This window comes from Gracilimonas amylolytica (genome assembly GCF_002911695.1).
In the GTDB taxonomy this organism is placed as follows: Bacteria; Bacteroidota; Rhodothermia; order Balneolales; family Balneolaceae; genus Gracilimonas; species Gracilimonas amylolytica.
On record NZ_PQBS01000032.1, the window covers coordinates 35,817 to 58,530 of the forward strand.

Consider the following 22,714-nt stretch of genomic DNA (forward strand, 5'->3'; position numbering starts at 1 on the left):
AAAGGCGTATGCGATACGCCGCTACAATAGAAATGAATAACACATGATCGCATTTTTAAAAGGTTACATCGAAGAAAAACGAGAAGGACTTGTGATCCTTGACGTATCCGGAGTAGGCTATGAAGTTGAGATCTCATCCATCACTCAGGAGCAACTGGAAAGTGCCGGTTCAGAGGTGAAACTTCTTATCTATCACCATATCACTGACAGCGACCAGCGTTTGTTCGGTTTCTTTTCAACGGATGAAAAGGCTCTTTTTGAAAAACTGATCACCGTTAAGGGGGTTGGGCCTAAATTGGGGCTGACCATCCTATCCGGGTTACCTGCCGACCAACTGATTGGAGCGATCACCAATGCTGAAGCATCCACCCTTTCTAAAGTACCCGGCATTGGTAAGAAGACTGCGGAACGTATCATTGTTGAGTTAAAAGATAAGCTGGCAGAGTATGCCGCATCAGCAGGCGTTACGCCTACCACTTCATCTGAATCCGGCGTAATGGGCGAAGCTATCTCTGCCCTGGAAGCACTTGGATTCAAGAAGAAAGAATCTGAACAAGCGGTGTTGAAGGCTATGAAAAACTCCGGTAGTGAAGATGCCTCGGTGATCATCAAGAAAGCTTTGGCGAGTTTAAATAAGTAGTCCCGCCTTTAGCAGACTACTACTGTTGGTGTGAATTTATCTTTCCTTCACATCGGTACCACATATTCACATACATTTAAATTTTTCCGCCAACAAAAAAGCGCTTCCAATGATAGATAATATCAAGATTGCCCAACAAGCTCCTATGAAACACATGCGCCATTTTATGGCCAAACTTGAACTGGATGAAGATAATTTTGAGTTCTATGGAAAATACACCGGCAAGATCCGGCTCAATGTTTTAGAGAAGTTTAAAGACCGACCAAATGGAAAGCTGATACTGGTGACGGCCATCACCCCTACCCCTGCCGGAGAGGGAAAGACCCTTACCTCCATCGGGTTGAGTCAGGGGCTCCAAAAATTAGGCAAGAAGCCGTTGGTTGCACTTCGGGAACCTTCATTGGGCCCGGTTTTTGGGATTAAAGGGGGAGCTGCCGGAGGGGGGTACTCTCAGGTCATACCCATGGAGCGCATTAATCTTCATTTTAATGGTGATATCCATGCTATCGGCACGGCTCACAACCTGTTAACGGCCATGCTGGACAATCACATCTTTAAAGGCAATGAACTGGATATCGATGTCACAAGTCCGCTATGGAATCGTGCCATGGATATGAACGACCGAGCACTTCGGCAGATCGTGGTAGGTTTGGGAGGTCGTGTAAACGGAATTCCAAGAGAATCGGCCTTTATGATCACCGCTGCTTCTGAGGTGATGGCCATTCTGGCCCTGGCAACTTCAAGGAGTGACCTCAAACGTCGTCTTGGAGATATCGTGGTTGGCTACAATCGTTCAGGAGAAGCCGTAAAAGCTAAAGACCTTGGGGCTCATGAGGCTATGGCGGTAGTACTTAACGAAGCCATAATGCCAAACCTGGTGCAAACCCTCGAGCATGTACCTGCGCTGATCCACGGCGGACCTTTTGCTAATATTGCTCACGGTACCAGCAGTATCATCGCTAACAAGATCGGCTTGAAACTTGCTGATTATGTTGTGACCGAAGCCGGTTTTGGTGCCGACCTCGGGGCCGAAAAATTCTTTGATATCGTTGCAAGAACCTCGGATATCTGGCCCTCTGCTGTGGTTCTTGTTGCCACTGTTAAGGCGCTAAAATATCACGGCGGACTCACCGTGGAAGAAGCGAAGGAAAGCGGTAAGCACCTCAAGGAACTTCAAAAAGGATTAGAGAACCTGGCAGCTCATGTCAACAACATGAAAAAATTCAAAACTCCTGTTGTGGTTGGTATCAACAAATTTGTGGGTGATACCGATGAAGAGATACAGATGATCAAGGATTTCTGTGTTAAAATGGGGGTTCCATGCGAAGCTCATAACGGGTTTGAAAAAGGCGGGGAGGGCGTTACTGACCTCGCAAACGAAGTGGTTAAGCAGGCCGAAATGAATAAGGAGCCTGAGAAAGTCACTTTATACGATACACAGGAACCCATTGAGCAGAAGATCGAAACGGTTGCACGCGAGATCTACAATGCTGATGGCGTTTACTTTGAGAAAAAAGCCCTAAAAAACTTAGCAACCTTTAAAAAACTGGGCTATAGTAAACTCCCGATCTGTATTGCCAAAACCCAATCCTCCATTTCTGATAACCCGGCTCTAAAGGGAGCCCCAAAAAACTTCACTCTCACCGTTACGGATGTTCAGCTTTCAGCGGGCGCCGGCTTTTTGGTGATCATCTGTGGAAATATGATGCTGATGCCCGGTTTACCTAAGGAACCTGCAGCCATCAACATGACCGTTGATGACGATGGGGTGATATCCGGATTGTTTTAAACACAAAAGGCTCCGTTTTTACACGGAGCCTTTTGTTAATTTCACGCTTCAATGTGGATCAACTCTTAGTCGATCTCAAGGTTACTGTGATCTCCCACATCCACCTTACCCTTAACATTCTTAAGGGTGGTAAATGCACCAACGGTTGAGCCTGAGATCTCGGAGGCATTGATCTCTGAATGATCCCTGATAATGGTATTCTCTATCTTGGAATCTTCGATCACCGTATCATTTTCAATACTCACTTTAGGCCCGATCGTACTGTTCTTGATCTGTACGCCTTCACCAATATATACCGGAGGTATGATCGTTGAACCGGGATATTTATCTTCATCCACACCATCAAATTCTTTTTCCGTGATGATGCCGGTCGTTTCCAGCCATGCGGGCAGAGTTCCGCAATCCAACCATTCATCTACTGTGGCTGTTTTAAAGATCTTTCCGTCTTTGATCATCTTATCGAGGGCATCGGTCAGGAAGTACTCCCCACCAGGCCCTTTCATATCATTATCGATCACCCATTCGATCTGTTTCTTGAAATATCCGCCGTCCTTGAAATAGTACACCCCAATAATAGCCAGGTCTGAAATAAACTCTTTAGGCTTCTCTACAAACCCGGTAATGGTATCGCCTTCATGGGTGGCCACACCAAAACGAGATGGATCTTCCACTTTTTTCAGCCAGATCACGCTGTCGGCATCACCCAGGTCGAATGCCTTGTCACTGTCAAAAATGGTGTCGGCGAACGCGATGATCACTTCCCCATCCAGATGTTCTTTTGCACAGGCAACGGCATGGGCAGTCCCAAGGGCCTCTTCCTGAACTTCAAAAATTGCTTTCGCATTATGGCGCTTGCTCATGTCACGCAGTGGCTGCTTGATATCCTCTCCGAAATCAGGCCCCAGTATATAAACGATCTCATTGATATCGCGATCCAGTGTTCGGTTAAAGGTTTCCACAATGCGCTCAACGATCATGGTTCCCGCTACAGGAAGCAAAGGCTTTGGTACGGTATGTGAATGGGGACGAACTCTGGTACCCCGTCCGGCCATTGGGATAATTAATTTCATATATTTCTCTTCGTTTTTTTGAAACATTTACTTTGAATGCGCGGTGAATATAGCAAGCTTATAAACCGATTTCGAATATTGGTTTATTTCATAACTTGTAAGAGCATTACACGGCTATTAATCCTAAATCAACCCACATACATTGAACTGGTACTACACGACGCTTAATGTCGGCGCTATACTGATTTCCTTTATCTTTTTACGGTACACCATTTACAGAATGCGATTCTTTTTGCATACCTACCAGCAGGTTGGCTATAAAAACAACGAATTCTGGCAGTGGATGAAAGAGCACTGGGAAGAAAAGGTACTTCCTCCCTCTCTTTCCATGTCAATGATCCTTTTGTTCATTCTTGTTATAGGTGGAAACTGGGTGCTTGAATACCTCACCTACACTTCATTGACCCTGATCGTATTTGTACTCATACTTTTCTGGTTCGGGTCAGTAAAAAATTACACCTCAGAAAAGGTTAAAAAGCCCCTCGTATTTACTCCCCGGGTCTATCGGTTGTCTGTTCCCTTTGCCATTCTAACTTCCTTGTTTCCCCTTTATTCTTCATATATGGCTTTTACCGGTTTTATGCCTTTTACTGAAGAAGTGGTTCCGGCTTATTTTGCAGGTGTGCTGAATTTTGATCTCACAATTTTATTTGCCGGATGGGCTTTCGGGATAGCATTTATTCCCTTTCTAATTCTGTTTTCCGGATTATTCACCCGCCCCGTTGAAACCTATATTCAGAATGGATTCAAAAAGCAGGCCCGTAAAAAACTCGCCTCCATGCCCGACCTTAAAGTCATAGCCATTACGGGCAGTTACGGTAAAACGAGCACCAAATTTATGATCCGCGATCTTCTTAAAGAGCGCTTCAGCGTGTGCTCTACACCGGGAAGCTACAATACCCCCATGGGAATCTGCAAAGTAATAAACAATGACCTTCAGGCCAGTCATCAGATCCTCATTCTCGAAATGGGTGCCCGCTATGAAGGCAACATTCAGGAACTTTGTGATATTGCAAAACCTGATATTTCCGTAGTTACAAATGTTGGTGTTGCCCACCTCGAAACCTTCGGGTCTCAGGATATCATTGCTCAGGAAAAGGGAACTTTGGTTGATAATCTGGGATCAGGTGATGTAGCAGTTCTTAATGCCGATGATCCGCGGGTTTCTAAAATGGGTGCAGATCGATCCGAAATAAAACGCATTATGGTTGGACTGAAGAACGGTGAGATCCGGGCTGACGATATCCAATACAATACGTCCGGAATGACCTTTAATGTGACCCTTGACGATGAAACCGAAGCATTCCAGACAAAACTTCTTGGAGCACACAATGCTCAGAATTTATTACTGGCCGTCGGTGTGGGGCATCATTTTGGTCTTCGATTGAAAACCATGGCCATAGCAGCCCGCAAGATCGAACCTGTTGAGCACCGGCTTGAATTGAAACAGAATGGAGAGCTCACGATCATAGATGATGCATTCAACTCAAATCCTGTAGGCGCCAAAAATGCCGTCGAGATCTTAAGTCAATTCAACAGTGGTAAACGCATTATCGTTACTCCGGGCATGGTCGAATTAGGTGATATCGAAGAAGATGAAAACTTTAAATTTGGACAGGCTATCGGTCAGGCCAATCTGGACCTGGTGATCCTTGTTGGAGAGCAAAGAGCCAAACCTATTCAGGAAGGTATCCGAACAGAAGATTCAGCCTCCCTGAATGTCAGAGTGGTCAACAGCTTGTTTGAGGCAAACGAACTGATCCAAAAAGTAGCGCAGGCCGGCGATGTGATCCTTTACGAAAACGACCTCCCTGATGTTTACAATGAGTCGTAACATTTCAATGGTTACCCCATCGAATTACTCATAACGCACCGCATCGGCCGGTTGAATTTGTGAGGCCCGGTGCGCCGGATACCAGCTGGCCAGAATACTCAGCATCAAACTGACCACCAGAATAAGCACAACGTCCAAAGGGTTGATCTGAACCGGGTATGCGTCGATGATAAATGCAGACGACAATTTTACCAATCCAAATTTCATTTGCAGCCAACTGATCAGTAATCCCAGCGAACCGCCTATACCACAGCCGATCAGCCCAATATACAATCCCTGTTTCCTGAAAATGGATTTGATCCCGGACTTACTATACCCCATTGACATCAGGATCCCAATATCCCTTTGTTTTTGAATGACGATCATGGTCAGTGATCCGATAATGTTCAACACAGCTACGATCACGATCAGTATGAGCACTACAAATGAGCCCCACTTTTCGAGATACATGACATCATACAACGGCTTCTGAAGGTCATACCAGGTGGAGATCTTGAATTCAGGCCCAAGTGCCCGGGTCAGTTCAGATTTTACCTCCTCAGCCATTTCATTATCCGTGAGTTTGAGGTCCAACCCGGTTATCTCATTCCTTACCTTGAACAAGCGTTTTGCCGCCTCTATATCCACAAATACTTTGGGTCCGCCGGCTATTTGCTGAAGATAATAGGCTCCTCGCAGATCAAAGCGGTAGGTCTGAGGAACTGTGATCTGGGTCAGTGCATTTTTCATACCGGCTGCGCTTAACAATGCAAGGTCATCTCCAACATTGATACGGAGCCGATTCTTCAGCTCCTCATGCACGATGATCCCGGGGGTTCTGTCACGCACGGTTACATCAAACACCCCGGTGGTGACGCTGTTTTCAATATCCACTAACTGAAAAAACACATCCCGTTCCACTCCTTTCACATCCACTACTTCGTTTTGTGCATCATCCATGGCAAGCAGGGCTTTTCCTTCTACATACGGCGAGATGATCTGCACTTCCGGGATCGATCGTATCTTATTCATCATCTTTTCGTTTTGTGCGAAGGTAGCGGTACCAGAGGCCTCAATTCTCACATCCGGATCGTAAGAGAGAAGGAAGTTTTTTATCACATCAAAAAAACCATTGAAAACAGACAAAACGACGATCAGTAAAGCTGTACCGATGGTTATACCTGTAATGCTGATAAATGTGAGAGTTGAGATCAGCGATATATGTTTACGTGAGAACAGATACCGCCTTGCAATAAATCCGGAGTTTTTCATAACTGCAAAATATAGAAACAAGCAATTGAAAGCACTTTAAATGGGCTCATACATTTGATAAACTTTTAGTATCTTTTATGCCCTTTCGAACCTAATAACGGTGATGAGTTCAACACTTACAAAAGAAATTATTTCTACCATATCAGACGGCTCTCATGGTGATCCATTCTCAGTTTTAGGATTGCATGAAGTTGAGATCGAAGGCAAAACCAAACTCGTGCTTCGCACATTCCGGCCCGAGGCCAAATCCGTAACTGTTCTCATAGATAAAAAATCTTACGACCTTGACCGAATCTCTGATGAGGGACTGTTTGAACGGGTGTTCACGAGAAGGAAGAACCGGTTCAATTATGAACTTAAGGTCCAGCCTCATAACGGAAAGACCTTTACCATCAGCGATGCTTATCAGTTCGACTCTCTGATCAGTGATTTTGACCTTCAGCTTTGGGGAGAAGGAAATCACAATCAGGCTTATGAATTTATGGGAGCTCACCCTCGTGAAATTGATGGGGTGAAAGGAACCCATTTTGTTGTTACTGCCCCCAGTGCAACGCGCGTAAGTGTGATAGGGGAATTCAACAGCTGGGATGGACGTGTGCACCGCATGCGAAAATTCCACGATCAGGGGATCTGGGAGATCTTTATCCCACATGTACAAGCCGGCGACTACTACAAATTTGAAATTAAAAGCCCCGTTCAGGATCCTCCCCTCAAGAAAGCCGATCCCTTTGCCTTTTATTCAGAACTCAGGCCGGGTACAGCCTCCATTGTTTCGGAAGTGGATAATTACGAGTGGAATGACGATGAATGGATAGAGTCAAGACCGGACAGGCAAGCGCTTGATCAACCAATTTCGATTTACGAAATGCACCTTGGCTCTTGGAAACGAAAGGTTGGGGAAGACCCCGGTTTTCTAAACTACAGAGAAACTGCCGATCAGCTGGTTCCCTACCTGAAAGAACTTGGGTACACCCATGTTGAGCTGATGCCGGTGGCCGAACATCCGTATGATCCATCCTGGGGATATCAGATCACAGGATATTTTGCTCCAACAAGCCGGTTTGGCACTCCAGAAGACTTTATGTATTTCGTGGATAAATGTCATCAGGAAGGCATTGGTGTGATCGTAGATTGGGTGCCTGCTCACTTTGCCAAAGATGACCACGGACTTCGCCGATTTGACGGCACCGGACTTTTTGAGCATGACGATCCCCGTAAAGGATTGCATAAAGATTGGGGAACCTGCATCTTTAATTATGGACGCACGGAGGTTCAAAACTTTCTCATTTCTAACGCGGTGTATTGGTGCGATAAATTTCACATCGACGGCCTGAGGGTAGATGCTGTAGCCTCTATGCTTTACCTGGATTATTCCAAGAACGAAGGGGAATGGGTCCCTAACAAATACGGCGGCAGAGAAAATATTGAGGCCATCGACTTTTTAAGGAAATTCAACGATACAGTTCACCACCATTTCCCCGGCGTGATCACTTTTGCTGAGGAATCCACTTCATGGGGTGGGGTTTCACGCCCTACTGAAACCGGTGGACTTGGCTTCGATTTCAAATGGAATATGGGTTGGATGAATGACACCCTGACCTACATTGAAAAGGATCCGATCTTCAGAAAATATCATCAGGATCAACTGACCTTTTCTCTGATCTATGCCTTTTCAGAACACTTCACATTGCCTTTTTCGCATGATGAAGTCGTACATATGAAGCAATCCATGCTGTCTAAAATGCCTGGTGATGATTGGCAGAAATTTGCTAACCTGCGGCTGCTTTATACCTATATGTATGCCCATCCCGGCAAGAACCTGCTTTTCATGGGGTGTGAATTTGGACAGTGGTCTGAATGGAGTGAGTCCCGGTCTCTCGATTGGCATCTGCTGGAATGGGAGAAGCACAAGGGATTACAACTCCTGGTTAAAGATCTTAACAAATTAAATACAGAAGAAAAGCCACTTCACGAACTCGATTTTGACTGGAGGGGATTTGAATGGGTTGACGTGAGTGATGCAGACAACAGTATTATTTCATTTATACGCCGTGCAGAAGACCCTGATGATTTTCTTGTCATCATTCTGAATTTCACCCCAACAGTGCACTACGGTTATAAGGTAGGCGTACCCCATGCCGGAGAATATGAAGTGCTCATGAACAGTGACTCAGAATATTACGGTGGCAGCAACGCCGGTGATAATAACATTCATGGTGAATGGGGAGAGTGGCATGGACAAAAAGCAAACATTTCAATTACAATACCACCTCTCGCAGGTGTAATTTTAAAACCTAAGAGTTAGATATTTCATGAGGTTTCCACGCTCTTGCGGTACTTTGGTACACCCAACATCTTTTCCCGGCAAATACGGAATGGGTGATTTTGGATTTGAAGCCCGCAATTTTATTGATTTTTTAGAACGAACCGATCAAACTATTTGGCAGGTCCTGCCCTTAACACCTACCGGTTATGGAAATTCACCATACGCCAGCTATTCAGCATTTGCAGGCAATGTATATCTGATCAGCCCAGACCTGTTACAGAAAAAGGGACTTCTGAACAAAGAAGAGATCAAAGAAATTGAGTTGCCTTCCGAAACAGAAGCCGATTACGACACTTCCTTCAATAATAAGGACAAGGTTTATAAGCTTGCCTCCGATCGGTTTTATAAAAACATGAGTAAGGAGGAAGAAAAGGCCTTTAATGCTTTTAAAAAACAAAATAAGCACTGGCTGGACGATTACGTTCTTTTCATGGCCTGTTCTCTCCATTACGATAAACAACCATGGAATACCTGGGATAAGGATCTTGCTCAAAGAAAACCCAAAGCACTGAAAAGCTATCGGGAAAAGTTCAGTGAGCAGATCGATTTTCAATACTGGTTACAGTTCGAATTTTATAATCAATGGATCGCCCTGAAAGAATACGCTAATGAACGCGGAATTCGGGTTGTCGGTGATATCCCGATCTTTGTGGACCATAACAGTGCTGATGTGTGGGCAAATCCTCAGTACTTTGAAGTCGATAAAAAAGGAGACCGGCAATTGGTTGCCGGCGTTCCACCAGATTATTTCAGTAAAACCGGGCAGCTTTGGGGTAATCCACTTTACAAATGGGATGAGCTCGAAAAAGATGGCTTCTCCTGGTGGGTTGACCGTTTCAAGCATATGTTTGAAGCTTGCGACGCCATTCGTGTGGATCACTTCCGTGGCTTTGATGCCTACTGGGAAGTAAAGGCCACCGAAAAAACAGCCGAAAAAGGCCGGTGGGTTGAAGGTCCGGGTGAAAACCTTTTTGACACCATATTAGAAAAATGCGGTGAATTACCGATCATTGCTGAAGACCTTGGATTTGTAACCGAAGGTGTCGAAAAGTTGAGGGATAAATATAATTTCCCCGGAATGAAGATCATTCAGTTTGCCTTCGATTCAGACTCCACAAACAGTTTTTTACCCCATAATTATTCTCAAAACAGTGTAGCCTATTCAGGCACTCACGATAATGATACAGCTATTGGCTGGTATCGATCAGCAAACGAGACGGAACAGCACCGGGCACGAACATACACGCGCTCTGATGGAAAGAATATTCATTGGGAATTTATTCGGTTGGGGATGTTATCCGTCTCTGACCAGGCTATTTTTCCATTACAGGATTATATGGGGCTGGATGCTGAACACCGGATGAACATACCGGGCACATCGTCCAATAACTGGCTTTGGAGGTACACAACCGACATGCTAGACTCTGTAGATGAAGATCATATCCGCCACCTCATCGAGCTTAGTAACAGGAACATAAACCGCGATAAATAACTATAGTGTTAGCCGATTTCATATACAGGTAGTGTTTTTGTATATTTCAGGCTTACATATTTCAACTAATTTATGGCATTTACACTCAAAAATTTACCCTACAGAACTGATAAACCCAGAACTAAAGGCCTCACACTGGCCCTGGATAAAGGTTATAGCGTAAGGCAAGCCGAAGATCTTGTTGAATCCAGCTCTAACTATATTGACGTGGTTAAACTGGGATGGGGCACATCTTATGTAACCCAAAACCTTGAAGAAAAGATAGCCGTCTATCAAAATGCTGACATTCCGGTCTATTTTGGTGGCACTCTTTTCGAAGCCTATCTGCTCAGAGATCAACTGGATGCTTATGTAAACCTCATGGAAAGGTATAACATCAGTCATGTTGAGGTTTCTAATGGCACTATCTGGCTATCAGACGACAGAAAACAGGCAATCATTAAAGAGTTAAGTAAAGATTTTACGGTTTACTCGGAAGTAGGAAGTAAAAACCCCAATGAGATCATACCACCTTACAAATGGGTTAAGGTGATAAATGAAGAGTTGAATGCCGGAGCAGAAAAAGTAATTTGTGAAGCTCGAGAGAGTGGAACAGTGGGTGTTTTTCGGCCAAACGGGGAAGTTCGTTCAGGATTGATCGAAGAGATAACCGATCAAATATCTCAGGATAAACTGATTTTTGAGGCTCCTCAAAAAGAACAACAGGTTTGGTTCATCCGAAAATTTGGAAGCAATGTTAACCTCGGAAACATCGTTCCTGCTGATGTAATTGCAGTAGAAACACTCCGACTTGGATTACGAGGCGATACTCTTCTGGATTTCTATTCTCTGGATGATGACGAAGACTTAAATCAAGTAATAAAAGATAGTAATACAATCTCTAACAAAGAGTAATCACTGAGAGCATACATTTATGAAAATTCTATACGTTGCAGCAGAAATTTCTCCATTTGCACGCATGACCTATACAGCAGACCTGCTGAGGTTCTTGCCTGCTTCACTACAAGACAAAGGATTTGAAATTCGGATCCTGTTACCCAAATACGGTACCATCAACGATAGAAGAAACCGACTTCACGAAGTGATCCGGCTTTCCGGTATTGAAGTAGAAGTTGGTGAGAATGTTGAGACCATGAAAATTAAAGTGGCGAGTATTCCCAACGCTAAACTACAGGTTTACTTTTTAGATAACGACACCTACTTCAAGCGTAAGGGACTATTCAGAAAGCCCGATTCTGAAGAGTTTTACGAAGATAATGATGAACGTTTAGCCTTTTACAATAAAGGCGTGTTGGAAACAGTTATTAAGCTCGGTTGGCAGCCTGATATTATTCACTGCCATGACTGGCCTGCAGGTTTGACTCCACTATTGGTGAAAACCCTGTACAAAGATGAGAAGATCTTCAAAGACACTAAGATCGTTTATAATCTGCATCACCCGATCAATGAAGGGGATTCTGATTCAGCGCGTGTTCTTGAGCTACTCGGATTACCGGCCGATACCGATATTGATAACCTTACTGAAGAAGGAAAGGTTGATCTTTTAAAACTTGGTTTGAAATACAGCGATCACGTCGTGACAGGAAACTACCTGAAAGACGAATTCGATGACGTATTTGATGAACTTGGCATCAAGCCGGAAAAAATTCAGGGCTCACCTGAAGATGTTTCTGATAAGTTCGCTGAATATTATCGCAAAATATCTGACGCAGAATAACCGAAAGAGAACTTTTTAAATACTTTCTTAATGACAACACACAATAAGGGTTTTGTTTCCTTATACATTACGCTGTTAGCTTTAATTATTTTTCTAAATGGATGCGAAGACCCCGGCAGTGTAGGCAGTGGCTTTATTGATGAACCATCAATAGTTACAGATACGCTAACTCTGGATAACACCACAACCGAAAACTTTGTTGGTTATACCGGAAATTTCGGTCTTTTTAGCATTGGTAAATATTCTGACCAGCTTTTTGGCGAGGTTTCAACAGTTGGCCTTTTAAAACCGATCCGCAGTGTACAGGTCCCTGACAGTCTCGATATTGTTGGCGACAACTTTTCCATGAAATTGCAGATCCAGCTGGATAGCCTGAACACCTACGGAGATACTCTTTCCACTTCTGAATTCTCAATTTATGAAGTAACTGAAACGTGGAGAGGGAACGAGATCAAATCCAACTCAGAAGTTGCCTATAATTCTGCAAATCCGGTTGGAAGCTTTACGATCGGTCAGGAAAAAAACATCACCGTTGACCTCTCTGAATCCTGGAAAGATCAGTATTACCCGTACTTTAGCAGTACTGAAGATGATGCCGATTCAACCTACCGTTATGAGTTCCATGGGCTGGCTATTGTACCCGAAAGTAATACCAATAAGATCTCATTCATGAGTTCTTCGGCCAGTCAGTTTTTGATATTGAGTCCGGATGAATCTGACACCGTCAGGGTAGGGCTAAATAACTGGGCTTATTTCATGGATAGAACAGGTGCCGTGCAGAATCCGGAAACGACCTCACTTTTTACCACTCTCGAAGAAGTGATGCGCATCGATCTTCCCCTAGAAATGCTGAGAGAAGAATATCGTTCCAAAAACATATTAAACGCCCGTTTGGTGATCCAGGAAAATTCAGAAGACCTGAACAGTACCTTAGCGGCCGATCACAGTAGGCCTAACCTTAATCTACTGAACCTTCACCTTGGCACAGATTATGATGAGGCTTTTGAATATCAGCTTACACAACCTGAATTTACTGCCTCAAGAGATTCTCTATCCACGGAAACATACAACAGCAATATCACTTTACTTTTAAATAACCTGTTTTACGGTGGAGCTGAAACAGATGAAATATATGTTGGCATAGGATCATTATCCGGAGTTCTCCGTTCCACACAGATCTATAATGGAAATGCGCAGGCTGATAGAAGGCCCAAACTTATTATCTCTTACATTGAATGAATAAACTGAACTCATATACATTTTTTACCGCGGTTTTTGCATTACTGTTCATTTTCAGCAGCAATGCTCTTGCACAAAGCGATGAAAGCAGTATTGGCAAAAGTGGATCTTTTTATTCTCTTTTTGGCATGGGCTTCCCGGTTGAAACTAACACTTCGCGAGAGCTCAGCATGGGGATCTCCGGTATCTCTTTAGATAATGCCCAATCAAACGGACTGCATAATCCGGCACTTTGGGGAACCAATACGTTTTCAACAGCCTCTACCGGCTTTAGTCTCTCAAAATTTCTTTCTGAAGATAATACTACAGAAAGTAAGAACACGGCTCTTCAGGCAGGCTACCTGCAACTTACATTCCCTGTTTACAGAGAAAAACTTGGGATCTCTGCCTCATTGCACCCGGTTACACGATCTAATTATAGGTTTTTTAACACCAGCAGCATACTGAATGAGCAAAACCAAACGATTGACTACGCCTCTGATGCCTATGGTACCGGCGGGATCAGTAAATTTGAGATCGGTTTTGGCTGGAGCATCAACAAAAATATATCTGTCGGTTATGCTCCCTCTCTGGTATTTCTCTCGCAAAATAATTCACGTGAGCTGTTTTTTGACGATGGCTCTTTCACAACCAATGTTATTGATTCAAAGATAACCGGATCCGATTTCAGTCATAAATTTGGGCTTCTGGCTTCATTCCCAACCATATTCAGCGACAGAGACCGTGTTAGCTTTGGAGCTACAGCTATACTGCCTGTAGAAATTAATACTAAAGAATCCATCTTAGGTTCTCGTCAGGTGAATAATCAGGTGCAAGAAGTCACGCTTGACGAAAATGTTGGCGGAAAAGCAGAGCTGCCTCTGGAATTAAACAGTGGGTTCACCTATTACCCAAGTACACTGTTCAATGTATCGCTGGAAGGTAAGTTTCAACAATGGAGTGAAACAAATTTTAACCTGAACACTACAAACGATACGTTTGAACTGTCAGACCGTTATAAGCTTGGTTTGGGCGCTGAATATCATGCCTACAGAACCAATTCAAACAGTTTTTTCTCGAATTTTCGGTATAACGCCGGAATGGCCTACGACTCAGGTCACCTCAAGACCGCTCAAGAAAACATTAATACACTTTGGTTTTCTGCCGGTTTAGGAATAATTTCACCGTTCTCCAATTCAACTATAGATCTCAGTGCCCGATATGGTTTGAGAGGAACCACGGCTAATGATCTTATTCAGGAAAGAATTTGGTCGTTCAATATCTCTGTTAATCTGACTGAGCTCATGTTTTTCAGACCTAAATTGAACTAATTATTCCTTATTTATAATAAATAAACACTCTGATTAGTTTATTTAACTAACAGCTTTAATTACAGTTAAGAACAATGAAACAATTAATTACGCTTTTAGGGATTCTTTTTGTTAGCTCTCCTATTATTAATGCACAGGCAGAATGCCAGCAAGAACCACCAAGTGGATTATCTCCTTTGGCAGCTTATTCTATTTTTTACGAAAACTATAAATCCGGCGATTATGAGTTCGCATTGGATTATGGCCGATGGATGACTTGTGCAAAACCCGAAACGATCGAGGGTAATCCTCGCTTTAGCTTATTAACTCAATACGAGCGTTTGGTTAAGATCTATGACGAAGTTGGACGAAGCAAGGATGATCCTACAATCAAAGCAGCTTACATTGACACAGCTGAAACTTTGCTGAACGAAGCCATCGAACTTTTTGGTGATAATCCTGAAGATAAATTCGACATCGTTTTTGATCGCGGACGTTTCTACCAGCAAAATTACAATATCATTGATGGAGGTCTAGATAAGGCCTACAATGACTACGTAATGCTTTTCGAGATCGACCCTGAACGAGCCGCCAACATGGGTAACGGGTACTACCTGCGCCAAGCCCTGAACCACCTGGTTAGCGAAGACCGAAAGGAAGACGCTCAAAACCTGATCGATACCGTCAGCCCTATGGTTAGCGGTGAGTTAGCAGACTTTCTGGGTGAAAAACAGCAAGACATCCTTGGTTCTCCACAAGAACGTGTGGCTTATTTTGAGCCTCTGTTAGAGAACGATCCGAATAACCTGGATGCCCTGAAAGCCCTTGAAGGTGCCTATGAAAGCCTTGATCAGCGTGATAAGCTCAATGAAGTCAAAGTTAAGATCAATGAGCTGGAACCTACTTACGAAAGTGCCTACAGCCTTGCTGAATTTGATAGAAGTAACGCCAATTACACCGAAGCCATCACGTTCTACGAGCAGGCGTTAGAAAGAGCTGATACAGATGATCAACGAAAAACGGTTTATCTGCGACTGGCTGATATGAATATTAATATTGAGAACCTGCAGACTGCCAAACGTTACGTACAACAGGCCCTGCAAATTGATCCAAATGATGGTAACACCATTATTAAGATGGCTACCATTTATGGAGCTGCAGTAACCAAATGTACCGAAGGCAGAAAGCTTGAAGCAGCTGATAAAGTGGTTTACTGGGTTGTCATTGACTACCTGAACAAAGCAAAAAGTGTAGATCCTTCAGTTGCCGGCACTGTAAACCAACAACTTTCTACTTATGAAGATGTGTCTCCAAACTCTGAAGACAAATTCTTCACGTTAAACCTTGAAGATGGAGATACGATCAGAGTAGACGGTTCCCTCAGAGACTGCTACAGCTGGATCAACGAATCAACAACCGTTCGTTAATTTGGTATCAATAAAAACATTTGTATCTTTTCTCATCCACTAAGATTTAAGGTGCGGATCTGAGATCCGCACCTATTTTTTCTCTCCCTCCTATCTAATTACAAAAACATTTCTGGTTTACACTTCGATATCGGGAGAAGTTCATAACAATTCGCATCAACTATATGGCACGGAAAAAAAATTATAAGAACCGTAACAAAAACCGTGGAAACCGCGGCAAGAATAACAACAATGTTTTCATTCCAAAATTCAACTGGAAGAATAACCATGGAGTAGCCGGTCGATACGCCGGTGTTTTGGAGATCAACTCCAAGGGATGGGGATTTATCAGAAAACTTGACTACGAATTTTCGTACCAGCCTCAGGATCCGTTTATGAAACCGGATGAAGTTAAAGAACTTGAATTACGTCCGGGTTTAGTATTGGAAGGGGAGTTTGAAGAAGACAATCAGGGAAGAAAACATGTATCCTCTGTAGATGTGATCAACGGCAGGCCGGTAGAGGCATGGAAGAAATCAAGCCGTTTTGAACGGCAAACTCCCATTATGCCTGTTGACTGGATCAAGCTTGGTTTTCAGCCTGACGACGTTGAAATGCGTGTTATTGATCTGGTGGCTCCTATTGGTAAAGGTCAGCGCTCACTTATTGTTGCTCCTCCAAGAACCGGTAAAACCGTTTTATTAAAAAAGATCGCAAAATCATTGACTGATAATTACGATGATATTCATGTCAGTGTTCTATTGGTTGATGAGCGACCGGAAGAAGTTACCGACTTTATCCGAACCACACAGGCAGAGGTCTTTGCTTCCTCAAACGATAAGAATACAGATAGCCACATTCGTATTACCGAAATGGCTCTCGGCTATGCTAAAAGAAAGGCAGAAATGGGAGAGGATGCTGTTCTGCTGATAGACTCTCTCACACGCCTTGGCCGAGCTTACAACGCGGTTCAAACCAACAGTGGCCGAACGCTCTCCGGGGGACTTGATATCAGAGCTCTCGAAATACCCAAAAAGATCTTCGGTTCAGCCCGAAAAATTGAAGGTGGCGGCTCATTGACCATTATCGCAACCTGTTTGATCGAAACTAATTCCCGTATGGATGACCTGATCTTTGAGGAGTTCAAGGGAACCGGTAATATGGAACTTGTTTTGGATCGTGAGTTAGCCAACGACCGCATCTATCCCGCCATTAATATTCAGGCTTCCGGCACAAGAAATGAGCATAAATTCATCACGGATTCTCTGGAAGAACGTAATATGGTAAGGCGATATCTTCTGAAAAAATCACCTAAAGAGTCTATGTTAGGTTTGCTTAAAGTACTTAAGAATACGGATAGCAATCAGGAGTTACTCAACCAGATAGCAGCACTGGCATAACGAGACCGGCACACATTTGTGTATTGATCGCGTTACATGAACGGAAGAGAAGGGTCAATTTCTTTGGCCCAACGCATCATGCCTCCCTGTAAACTGATCACGTTGTTGAACCCTTTTTCTTTAAGCTTTTTACAGGCATCCATACTGGTATTACCCGACCTGCACATAACGATCAGTTCAGACTCTGTATGTTCAGAGATCTCGTCCAATCGGTTTTCCAACTCTTCATACGGGATATGGTATCCATCAATGTTTGATACCAGATATTCGTGGTAATCACGGACGTCTAACAAGAAAAATGATTCCCCGTTTTCCTGCTTTTGTTTAAGGTCATGAACAGTGATCGTTTGCATAGCCATTAATCAGTTGTATATCGGTCTAGTTTAAATTGTTTACCTAAATATAATTTCTTGGCTTTTTCATCTTCGGCCAACACATCTGCTGAACCTTCCATTAAGATCTTACCCTCAAACATTAGGTATGCTCGATCCGTGATAGCCAAAGTTTCATGTACATTATGGTCTGTGATCAGGATCCCAATATTTTGATGCCTTAAACCTGATACGATCTGCTGAATATCTTCAACCGCAATTGGGTCTACGCCGGCAAATGGTTCATCAAGTAAAATAAATTTTGGATCGGTTACCAAAGCACGGGCGATCTCACATCTTCGGCGCTCCCCACCCGACAAACTATATCCCTTACTGTCAACAACCTTCTGTAGCCCAAATTCTTCGATAAGCTTATCCACTTTCAGATCGATCTGTTTCTTGGGAACCGAAAGAAACTGCAATACCGACTCCAGATTTTCCCGTACGGTTAGATTTCTGAACACACTTGCTTCCTGTGCCAGGTACCCGATTCCCATTCTGGCTCGTTTATACATTGGCATTTTGGTCAGATTCTTTTCGTTTAAAAAGATTCTGCCGCTGTTAGGCCGAACCAGGCCCACCATCATGTAAAAGGTAGTGGTTTTACCGGCTCCGTTTGGCCCAAGTAAACCAACTACTTCACCCTGTTTTACATTGATCGATACTTCGTCCACAACCGTTCGCTTCTTATAGCGCTTAACCAGGCTATTGCTGTGCAGCATAAGTTCGGGTTGTGTTTCTGTACTCATAATGGGGTTAAGCTACAGAAAGTGAGTTTAAAATAGATTCAAAGATCGGTTTTCCATCTTCCGAACCCAGTAGTTTTTCCATTGCTCGTTCAGGATGGGGCATCATACCTAATACATTTCGTTGTTTATTCACAATACCGGCAATATGGTCGACCGATCCGTTAAAATTGGCTTCTTCCGTCAACTCGCCCTGCTCATTACAGTATCTAAACAAGATCTGATCATTGTCCTGAAGGGATTTCAACCCGTCTTGTTCAATAAAATAATTGCCTTCGCCATGAGAGACCGGAATATCCAATATCTGCCCTTTTTCTAATCCTGAGGTGTAGATACTATCGGTTGACTCCGTTCTTATATATACATTCTTGCACACGAACTGGAGCTTTTCGTTATGCATCATAGCACCCGGAATCAATCCTGCCTCAAGCAAGATCTGAAAACCATTACAGATACCCATGACCGGCCCACCTTTTTCAGCAAACCTGACAACCTCCTGCATAACCGGTGAGAATCTGGCAATAGCGCCGGATCGCAGATAATCACCGTAGGAAAATCCTCCGGGTACGATCAGGAAGTCAATACCTGAAAGGTCTGTATCCTTATGCCAAAGGAATTTGACCTCGGAATTCATTACATGTTTAAGGGCATGATAGGCATCGTGATCGCAATTTGAGCCCGGGAATACTAATACGCCAAATGTGGCCATGTTTCTATCCTTTTATTTCGGTAACAAGTTGAATTTCTTTAAGTACGCTATCGATCTTGAGGCATTCTTCAAACTCGCCTTCGTGAACGATGGCCTTACCCTCATTATGCACTTTCCAGGTTAACTCCTCTGCTTTTTCCAAACCACATCCCGTGGCTTTCATTAACTGTGCAATAACCTCATCGAAAGTGTGAATGTCGTCATCATACAGAATAAGTCGCCATGGAGTATTTATAGCCTCCTCAACGTCTGTTTCCTCCTGTGTCTCTACGTTATAATCAACGCCTTCTTCGCTCAGCAAGATATCAATGATATGTCTTTGAGCAAGAATTGTCATAGATCAGGATTCGATCGTTATTTCAAAATCTTCCATCACTTCATTGGCCAGCAGTTGTGTACATGCTGATTCTACGATCTCTTTGGCCGTTTTTTCGTCTTTTGCTTCCACATCAAGCTCAATGAATTTACCTATGCGAACCTGCTGAACTTCATTCAATCCAAGGTTTTGCAGAGCATGATGAGCGGCTTTTCCTTTAGGGTCTAAAATTGACGGTCGGAGCGTCACGTTTACTTTCGCTTTGTACATAGTCGGGCTTCGTTTAAAATGAGTTCCAAAGTTAACCTTTCTGCAACTTAGCTGCTAACTTGTATTCGTGGATTTAGAAGGGTAAAACACATGATAATTTATTTCTATAAATCCACCGTTTTTATAATATTGAGACATGCCAACAGTTTTAAGAATAGACGGTTATCGTTTTTTCTTTTTTAGTAATGAGGGAAATGAGCCCGTCCATATACATATTGAAAGTGGAGACGGATATTGTAAATTTTGGATAAACCCCGTTTCATTAGCATATTCTAAAGGATATCATTCTTCAGAATTAAATAAAATTCGCAAGCTAATTGAAGAAAACGAACAACATTTTATAAGGGAATGGAATGAATACTTTAGTAAAAAATAAGCCGGCAATTGCCCAAAAAGTACGTTTTTCTGATAATATGTTAATTGCACAGTTGGAAGATGGAAGGGTGATCTCTGTTCCATTGGAATGGTTTCCAAAGCTACGTGATGCCTCTGAAAAAGAGTTAAATAATTGGCGTCTTATTGGTGGAGGTATTGGAATACATTGGGAAGATCTTGATGAAGATCTATCTGTTGAAGGGTTTCTTCATTGACTTTCGTTTCTGAACTAACCAATCCGCTGCAGCATTTCATCCACAATCATCTTATCCGGTTCCAGCCAATGAATGAATTCCCATCTTTTGTACCAGGTCATTTGTCGTTTTGAGTACCGCCTTGTGCTTGTTTTGATCTTCTCGATGGCTTTTTCCAGCGACCACTCTCCATCCAGGTATTTTATGATCTCCTGATATCCGACCGTATTCAGCGATTGAAGATCTTTTGAATGCCCGGCTTCAAGTATTGACTTCACCTCATTAACCAACCCCTGTTCTACCATCTGATCCACGCGCTTATTTATGCGTTCGTAGAGTTTCTGTCTGGGCCACCTCAAACCAAATACAACGGTGTTCTCATCAGGCTGTATCTCTCCCCGCTGATGGAAGCTGCTAAATGGCTTTCCGGTTTGCATCCATACATCCAGGGCTCTTATGATCCGTTGTCGGTTCATGCCGTCCATCTTTTCAAGGTACTCAGGGTCAATTTCCTTCAACATATTGTAAAGCGATTCAAGCCCTTCACGCTCAACCCGCTCGTTTAATTTTGTGATGTTATCCTCATCAGCTTCCGGCATTTCGTTGAAGGGTTGAATCAAACTTTGGATATGGAGTGTGCTTCCTCCTACATACAGCACGTGATCAGATTTTTCCAGAATTTTCTGCTCCCAGGCCTTCGCGCGTCTCTGAAAATTCATGGCGTTATCATCCTCTTCCAGGTCAAGCAGAGAAATATTGTAATGCCTCACCCTTTTCATTTCTTCGGGAGATGGCTTTGCAGTTCCGATATCGATATGCTTATAGCATTGCCTTGAGTCAGCCGATATGATAGCTGTATCTAAATTCTCTGCCAACTTGAGGGATAGCTCAGTTTTACCGGATGCCGTAGGACCTAAAAGTATAATGCGCAAAATGTAGATTATTAGTGTTAAGGTGTGATTGTGCTAAAGTGTTACGGTGTTATAATGTAAAAACTATAACACCGTAACACCATCAAACTGAAATACCGCAACACTAATTAAAATCAAACCTAAGCGAAATACGGTGGGTAAAGCCCATATCATTGGATGCTCCGGCAAAACTGGCGAAGCCATAATCGAGCACAAACCGGGAGACTTTCAGTCCCATACCAAGGGTAGGGGAAACAGTAAAACCGGACACCGGGTCGGTAATAAAATCCGTGACTCCGGCCCGCAATGCGATCAGGTCTCTGTATGAAATTTCTCCACCTACATGAGGCTCAATGCTCATCCTGCCGACGTTGATATAATAAGCCTGTCGGTTTTCAAAAAACAGATCGGCATCCACAGCAGCAACAACTTTCAGGTCGTTGGTAATGTTCAATTTTTTTGAGGCACCGAGTGAAACAGAAGGTAACACATACTCATTCTGACCGGTAGGAAGGGTAGCACCCAGGCTGTCGAATTGTGCTTCATAATCACCAAACGCACTTTCATCCACCGTCCACATCTTTTGCATGGTTGTAATATCCCTGACAGATACCCCAAGATCCGCGATCTCCGTTTTGTATTTAACGCCTACATCCAGGCTGTACCCCCAGGCTTGTGCAAACGGCCCCAGCTTATGATGAATGACCTTAGCGGATGCTCCAAATGAAAAGTTATTGGTGCGTTGCATAGCATATGAAAAGAAGAAGGCCATATCCGCCGCACTGAAACGGGTAATGTAGTCCTCCACATTTCCCCGGGGCTGATCGCGTTCCCGATCCCAAGCATTCAAAGTATTAGCAATGTTATCTACTCCCTGCCTGAAAAAACTAACCGAAACCACTCCTTTAGTGTGTTTCAATGGGAGTGCAGCGGCTCCGTAATCATACCCAACAATACCATTGAAACGCTCTGAATGCATATACATGATCTGCGGAGAGGTAATACCGGCCAGCCCGGCTACATTCCAATAACCTGATGTTACATCACTCGCTAAACCGGCGTGGGCATTACCCATCCCCAGGGCTCTTGCGCCGCTTCCGGTTGATAAAAAGTCATTTCCATACTTTGCCGCTGCAGCCTGGGCTAACACCTCCACAGAGCCAAAAAAAAGAACTATAAGCGCCGGAAGGAAACGGATCATCTGATGAGTTTTATAGTTAAATTAATGCAGCGCTAAATGGTTACTAACAGTGACTTGACAGGACTGAAAATTGCACTTTCTGCGGTTGCAGAGAGAGCGAGTATTTCTTAGTATAAGCACACTTCAATGAAAGGGCAATATCGGATAAAAAGGGCCCTTAAACCACTT

At 43.4% G+C, this 22,714-nt stretch carries 22 protein-coding genes; 13 read left to right on the forward strand and 9 right to left on the reverse strand.

The annotated features are described in order from the left end of the window. Positions 1-43: 43 nt before the first annotated feature. Both ruvA and C3B73_RS07220 read left to right on the forward strand, forming a co-directional pair. Positions 44-640: a Holliday junction branch migration protein RuvA gene (gene ruvA, locus C3B73_RS07215; protein WP_103664928.1), complete on the forward strand. Its 597-nt coding sequence runs from the start codon at positions 44-46 to the stop codon at positions 638-640. A 109-nt stretch (positions 641-749) separates the two neighbouring features. Further along, positions 750-2,429 carry a formate--tetrahydrofolate ligase gene (locus C3B73_RS07220; protein WP_103664929.1) on the forward strand — a complete coding sequence of 560 codons (1,680 nt, stop codon included), beginning with the start codon at positions 750-752 and terminating at the stop codon, positions 2,427-2,429. Positions 2,430-2,494: 65 nt separating this feature from the next. Here C3B73_RS07220 and C3B73_RS07225 read toward each other — a convergent pair whose 3' ends face one another. Next, on the reverse strand, positions 2,495-3,499 hold the full coding sequence (locus C3B73_RS07225) for a sugar phosphate nucleotidyltransferase (RefSeq protein WP_232803067.1): 1,005 nt from the start codon (positions 3,497-3,499) through the stop codon (positions 2,495-2,497). Between the two features lie 142 nt (positions 3,500-3,641). Here C3B73_RS07225 and C3B73_RS07230 point away from each other — a divergent pair, with 142 nt between their 5' ends. Continuing rightward, positions 3,642-5,333, forward strand: coding sequence for a Mur ligase family protein (locus tag C3B73_RS07230; RefSeq protein WP_103664930.1), 1,692 nt, complete (start codon positions 3,642-3,644; stop codon positions 5,331-5,333). 24 nt (positions 5,334-5,357) lie between these two features. Here C3B73_RS07230 and C3B73_RS07235 read toward each other — a convergent pair whose 3' ends face one another. Further along, positions 5,358-6,584 carry an FtsX-like permease family protein gene (locus C3B73_RS07235; RefSeq protein WP_232803069.1) on the reverse strand — a complete coding sequence of 409 codons (1,227 nt, stop codon included), beginning with the start codon at positions 6,582-6,584 and terminating at the stop codon, positions 5,358-5,360. A gap of 103 nt (positions 6,585-6,687) precedes the next feature. Between C3B73_RS07235 and glgB the strand changes: the two genes are divergently transcribed. The 8 genes from glgB (at position 6,688) to rho (ending at position 17,453) form a co-directional block, all read left to right on the forward strand. Further along, the gene (gene glgB, locus C3B73_RS07240; RefSeq protein ID WP_103664932.1) at positions 6,688-8,889 is read left to right on the forward strand and encodes a 1,4-alpha-glucan branching protein GlgB; all 2,202 of its coding nucleotides are present in this window, start codon (positions 6,688-6,690) and stop codon (positions 8,887-8,889) included. 7 nt (positions 8,890-8,896) lie between these two features. Beyond that, positions 8,897-10,402 (forward strand): 4-alpha-glucanotransferase, encoded by a 1,506-nt coding sequence (malQ, locus tag C3B73_RS07245; protein ID WP_103664933.1) that lies wholly within the window; start codon positions 8,897-8,899, stop codon positions 10,400-10,402. Between the two features lie 72 nt (positions 10,403-10,474). Beyond that, positions 10,475-11,296, forward strand: coding sequence for a phosphosulfolactate synthase (locus tag C3B73_RS07250; RefSeq protein ID WP_103664934.1), 822 nt, complete (start codon positions 10,475-10,477; stop codon positions 11,294-11,296). Between the two features lie 19 nt (positions 11,297-11,315). Next, entirely contained in the window at positions 11,316-12,119 is an 804-nt protein-coding gene (locus C3B73_RS07255) for a glycogen/starch synthase (protein WP_103664935.1), read from the forward strand. Between the two features lie 30 nt (positions 12,120-12,149). Continuing rightward, on the forward strand, positions 12,150-13,358 hold the full coding sequence (locus C3B73_RS07260; RefSeq protein ID WP_103664936.1) for a hypothetical protein: 1,209 nt from the start codon (positions 12,150-12,152) through the stop codon (positions 13,356-13,358). Next, positions 13,355-14,668, forward strand: a complete 1,314-nt coding sequence (locus tag C3B73_RS07265; RefSeq protein WP_103664937.1) for a hypothetical protein — start codon at positions 13,355-13,357, stop codon at positions 14,666-14,668. The genes C3B73_RS07260 and C3B73_RS07265 overlap by 4 nt, the downstream gene beginning before the upstream one ends. A gap of 74 nt (positions 14,669-14,742) precedes the next feature. Then, positions 14,743-16,074 carry a tetratricopeptide repeat protein gene (locus C3B73_RS07270; protein ID WP_232803070.1) on the forward strand — a complete coding sequence of 444 codons (1,332 nt, stop codon included), beginning with the start codon at positions 14,743-14,745 and terminating at the stop codon, positions 16,072-16,074. 164 nt (positions 16,075-16,238) lie between these two features. Beyond that, positions 16,239-17,453 carry a transcription termination factor Rho gene (rho, locus tag C3B73_RS07275; RefSeq protein ID WP_103664938.1) on the forward strand — a complete coding sequence of 405 codons (1,215 nt, stop codon included), beginning with the start codon at positions 16,239-16,241 and terminating at the stop codon, positions 17,451-17,453. A 32-nt stretch (positions 17,454-17,485) separates the two neighbouring features. Here the strand turns inward: rho and C3B73_RS07280 are convergent, their stop codons facing one another. The 5 genes from C3B73_RS07280 to purS are packed head-to-tail and all read right to left on the reverse strand — an operon-like array spanning position 17,486 to position 19,865. Further along, positions 17,486-17,812, reverse strand: a complete 327-nt coding sequence (locus tag C3B73_RS07280) for a rhodanese-like domain-containing protein (RefSeq protein WP_232803071.1) — start codon at positions 17,810-17,812, stop codon at positions 17,486-17,488. Then, the gene (gene lptB, locus C3B73_RS07285) at positions 17,812-18,573 is read right to left on the reverse strand and encodes an LPS export ABC transporter ATP-binding protein (protein ID WP_103664939.1); all 762 of its coding nucleotides are present in this window, start codon (positions 18,571-18,573) and stop codon (positions 17,812-17,814) included. Before lptB ends, C3B73_RS07280 begins: the two co-directional genes overlap by 1 nt. Before the next feature lie 7 nt (positions 18,574-18,580). Next, a complete protein-coding gene (purQ, locus tag C3B73_RS07290; RefSeq protein ID WP_103664940.1) occupies positions 18,581-19,279 on the reverse strand; it encodes a phosphoribosylformylglycinamidine synthase subunit PurQ in 699 nt (232 codons plus the stop codon). Positions 19,280-19,283: 4 nt separating this feature from the next. After that, on the reverse strand, positions 19,284-19,616 hold the full coding sequence (locus tag C3B73_RS07295; RefSeq protein ID WP_103664941.1) for an ATP-dependent Clp protease adaptor ClpS: 333 nt from the start codon (positions 19,614-19,616) through the stop codon (positions 19,284-19,286). Between the two features lie 3 nt (positions 19,617-19,619). Continuing rightward, positions 19,620-19,865 (reverse strand): phosphoribosylformylglycinamidine synthase subunit PurS, encoded by a 246-nt coding sequence (gene purS, locus C3B73_RS07300; protein WP_103664942.1) that lies wholly within the window; start codon positions 19,863-19,865, stop codon positions 19,620-19,622. A 136-nt stretch (positions 19,866-20,001) separates the two neighbouring features. Between purS and C3B73_RS07305 the strand changes: the two genes are divergently transcribed. Next, a complete protein-coding gene (locus tag C3B73_RS07305) occupies positions 20,002-20,241 on the forward strand; it encodes a DUF4160 domain-containing protein (protein ID WP_103664943.1) in 240 nt (79 codons plus the stop codon). Further along, entirely contained in the window at positions 20,219-20,455 is a 237-nt protein-coding gene (locus tag C3B73_RS07310) for a DUF2442 domain-containing protein (protein ID WP_103664944.1), read from the forward strand. Before C3B73_RS07305 ends, C3B73_RS07310 begins: the two co-directional genes overlap by 23 nt. Positions 20,456-20,469: 14 nt before the next feature. Here C3B73_RS07310 and miaA read toward each other — a convergent pair whose 3' ends face one another. Both miaA and C3B73_RS07320 read right to left on the reverse strand, forming a co-directional pair. Further along, positions 20,470-21,366 carry a tRNA (adenosine(37)-N6)-dimethylallyltransferase MiaA gene (gene miaA, locus C3B73_RS07315; RefSeq protein ID WP_103664945.1) on the reverse strand — a complete coding sequence of 299 codons (897 nt, stop codon included), beginning with the start codon at positions 21,364-21,366 and terminating at the stop codon, positions 20,470-20,472. Between the two features lie 103 nt (positions 21,367-21,469). Continuing rightward, positions 21,470-22,546, reverse strand: coding sequence for a PorV/PorQ family protein (locus tag C3B73_RS07320; protein ID WP_103664946.1), 1,077 nt, complete (start codon positions 22,544-22,546; stop codon positions 21,470-21,472). Positions 22,547-22,714: the final 168 nt, after the last annotated feature.

What these genes read in the sequence shown, in the direction of transcription:
- ruvA (WP_103664928.1), top strand. Translation starts at nt 44, where the DNA reads ATGATCGCATTTTTAAAAGGTTACATCGAAGAAAAACGAGAAGGACTT.
- C3B73_RS07220 (WP_103664929.1), top strand. Translation starts at nt 750, where the DNA reads ATGATAGATAATATCAAGATTGCCCAACAAGCTCCTATGAAACACATG.
- C3B73_RS07225 (WP_232803067.1), bottom strand. Translation starts at nt 3,499, where the DNA reads ATGAAATTAATTATCCCAATGGCCGGACGGGGTACCAGAGTTCGTCCC.
- C3B73_RS07235 (WP_232803069.1), bottom strand. Translation starts at nt 6,584, where the DNA reads ATGAAAAACTCCGGATTTATTGCAAGGCGGTATCTGTTCTCACGTAAA.
- glgB (WP_103664932.1), top strand. Translation starts at nt 6,688, where the DNA reads ATGAGTTCAACACTTACAAAAGAAATTATTTCTACCATATCAGACGGC.
- malQ (WP_103664933.1), top strand. Translation starts at nt 8,897, where the DNA reads ATGAGGTTTCCACGCTCTTGCGGTACTTTGGTACACCCAACATCTTTT.
- C3B73_RS07250 (WP_103664934.1), top strand. Translation starts at nt 10,475, where the DNA reads ATGGCATTTACACTCAAAAATTTACCCTACAGAACTGATAAACCCAGA.
- C3B73_RS07255 (WP_103664935.1), top strand. Translation starts at nt 11,316, where the DNA reads ATGAAAATTCTATACGTTGCAGCAGAAATTTCTCCATTTGCACGCATG.
- C3B73_RS07260 (WP_103664936.1), top strand. Translation starts at nt 12,150, where the DNA reads ATGACAACACACAATAAGGGTTTTGTTTCCTTATACATTACGCTGTTA.
- C3B73_RS07265 (WP_103664937.1), top strand. Translation starts at nt 13,355, where the DNA reads ATGAATAAACTGAACTCATATACATTTTTTACCGCGGTTTTTGCATTA.
- C3B73_RS07270 (WP_232803070.1), top strand. Translation starts at nt 14,743, where the DNA reads ATGAAACAATTAATTACGCTTTTAGGGATTCTTTTTGTTAGCTCTCCT.
- rho (WP_103664938.1), top strand. Translation starts at nt 16,239, where the DNA reads ATGGCACGGAAAAAAAATTATAAGAACCGTAACAAAAACCGTGGAAAC.
- C3B73_RS07280 (WP_232803071.1), bottom strand. Translation starts at nt 17,812, where the DNA reads ATGGCTATGCAAACGATCACTGTTCATGACCTTAAACAAAAGCAGGAA.
- lptB (WP_103664939.1), bottom strand. Translation starts at nt 18,573, where the DNA reads ATGAGTACAGAAACACAACCCGAACTTATGCTGCACAGCAATAGCCTG.
- purQ (WP_103664940.1), bottom strand. Translation starts at nt 19,279, where the DNA reads ATGGCCACATTTGGCGTATTAGTATTCCCGGGCTCAAATTGCGATCAC.
- C3B73_RS07295 (WP_103664941.1), bottom strand. Translation starts at nt 19,616, where the DNA reads ATGACAATTCTTGCTCAAAGACATATCATTGATATCTTGCTGAGCGAA.
- purS (WP_103664942.1), bottom strand. Translation starts at nt 19,865, where the DNA reads ATGTACAAAGCGAAAGTAAACGTGACGCTCCGACCGTCAATTTTAGAC.
- C3B73_RS07305 (WP_103664943.1), top strand. Translation starts at nt 20,002, where the DNA reads ATGCCAACAGTTTTAAGAATAGACGGTTATCGTTTTTTCTTTTTTAGT.
- C3B73_RS07310 (WP_103664944.1), top strand. Translation starts at nt 20,219, where the DNA reads ATGAATACTTTAGTAAAAAATAAGCCGGCAATTGCCCAAAAAGTACGT.
- C3B73_RS07320 (WP_103664946.1), bottom strand. Translation starts at nt 22,546, where the DNA reads ATGATCCGTTTCCTTCCGGCGCTTATAGTTCTTTTTTTTGGCTCTGTG.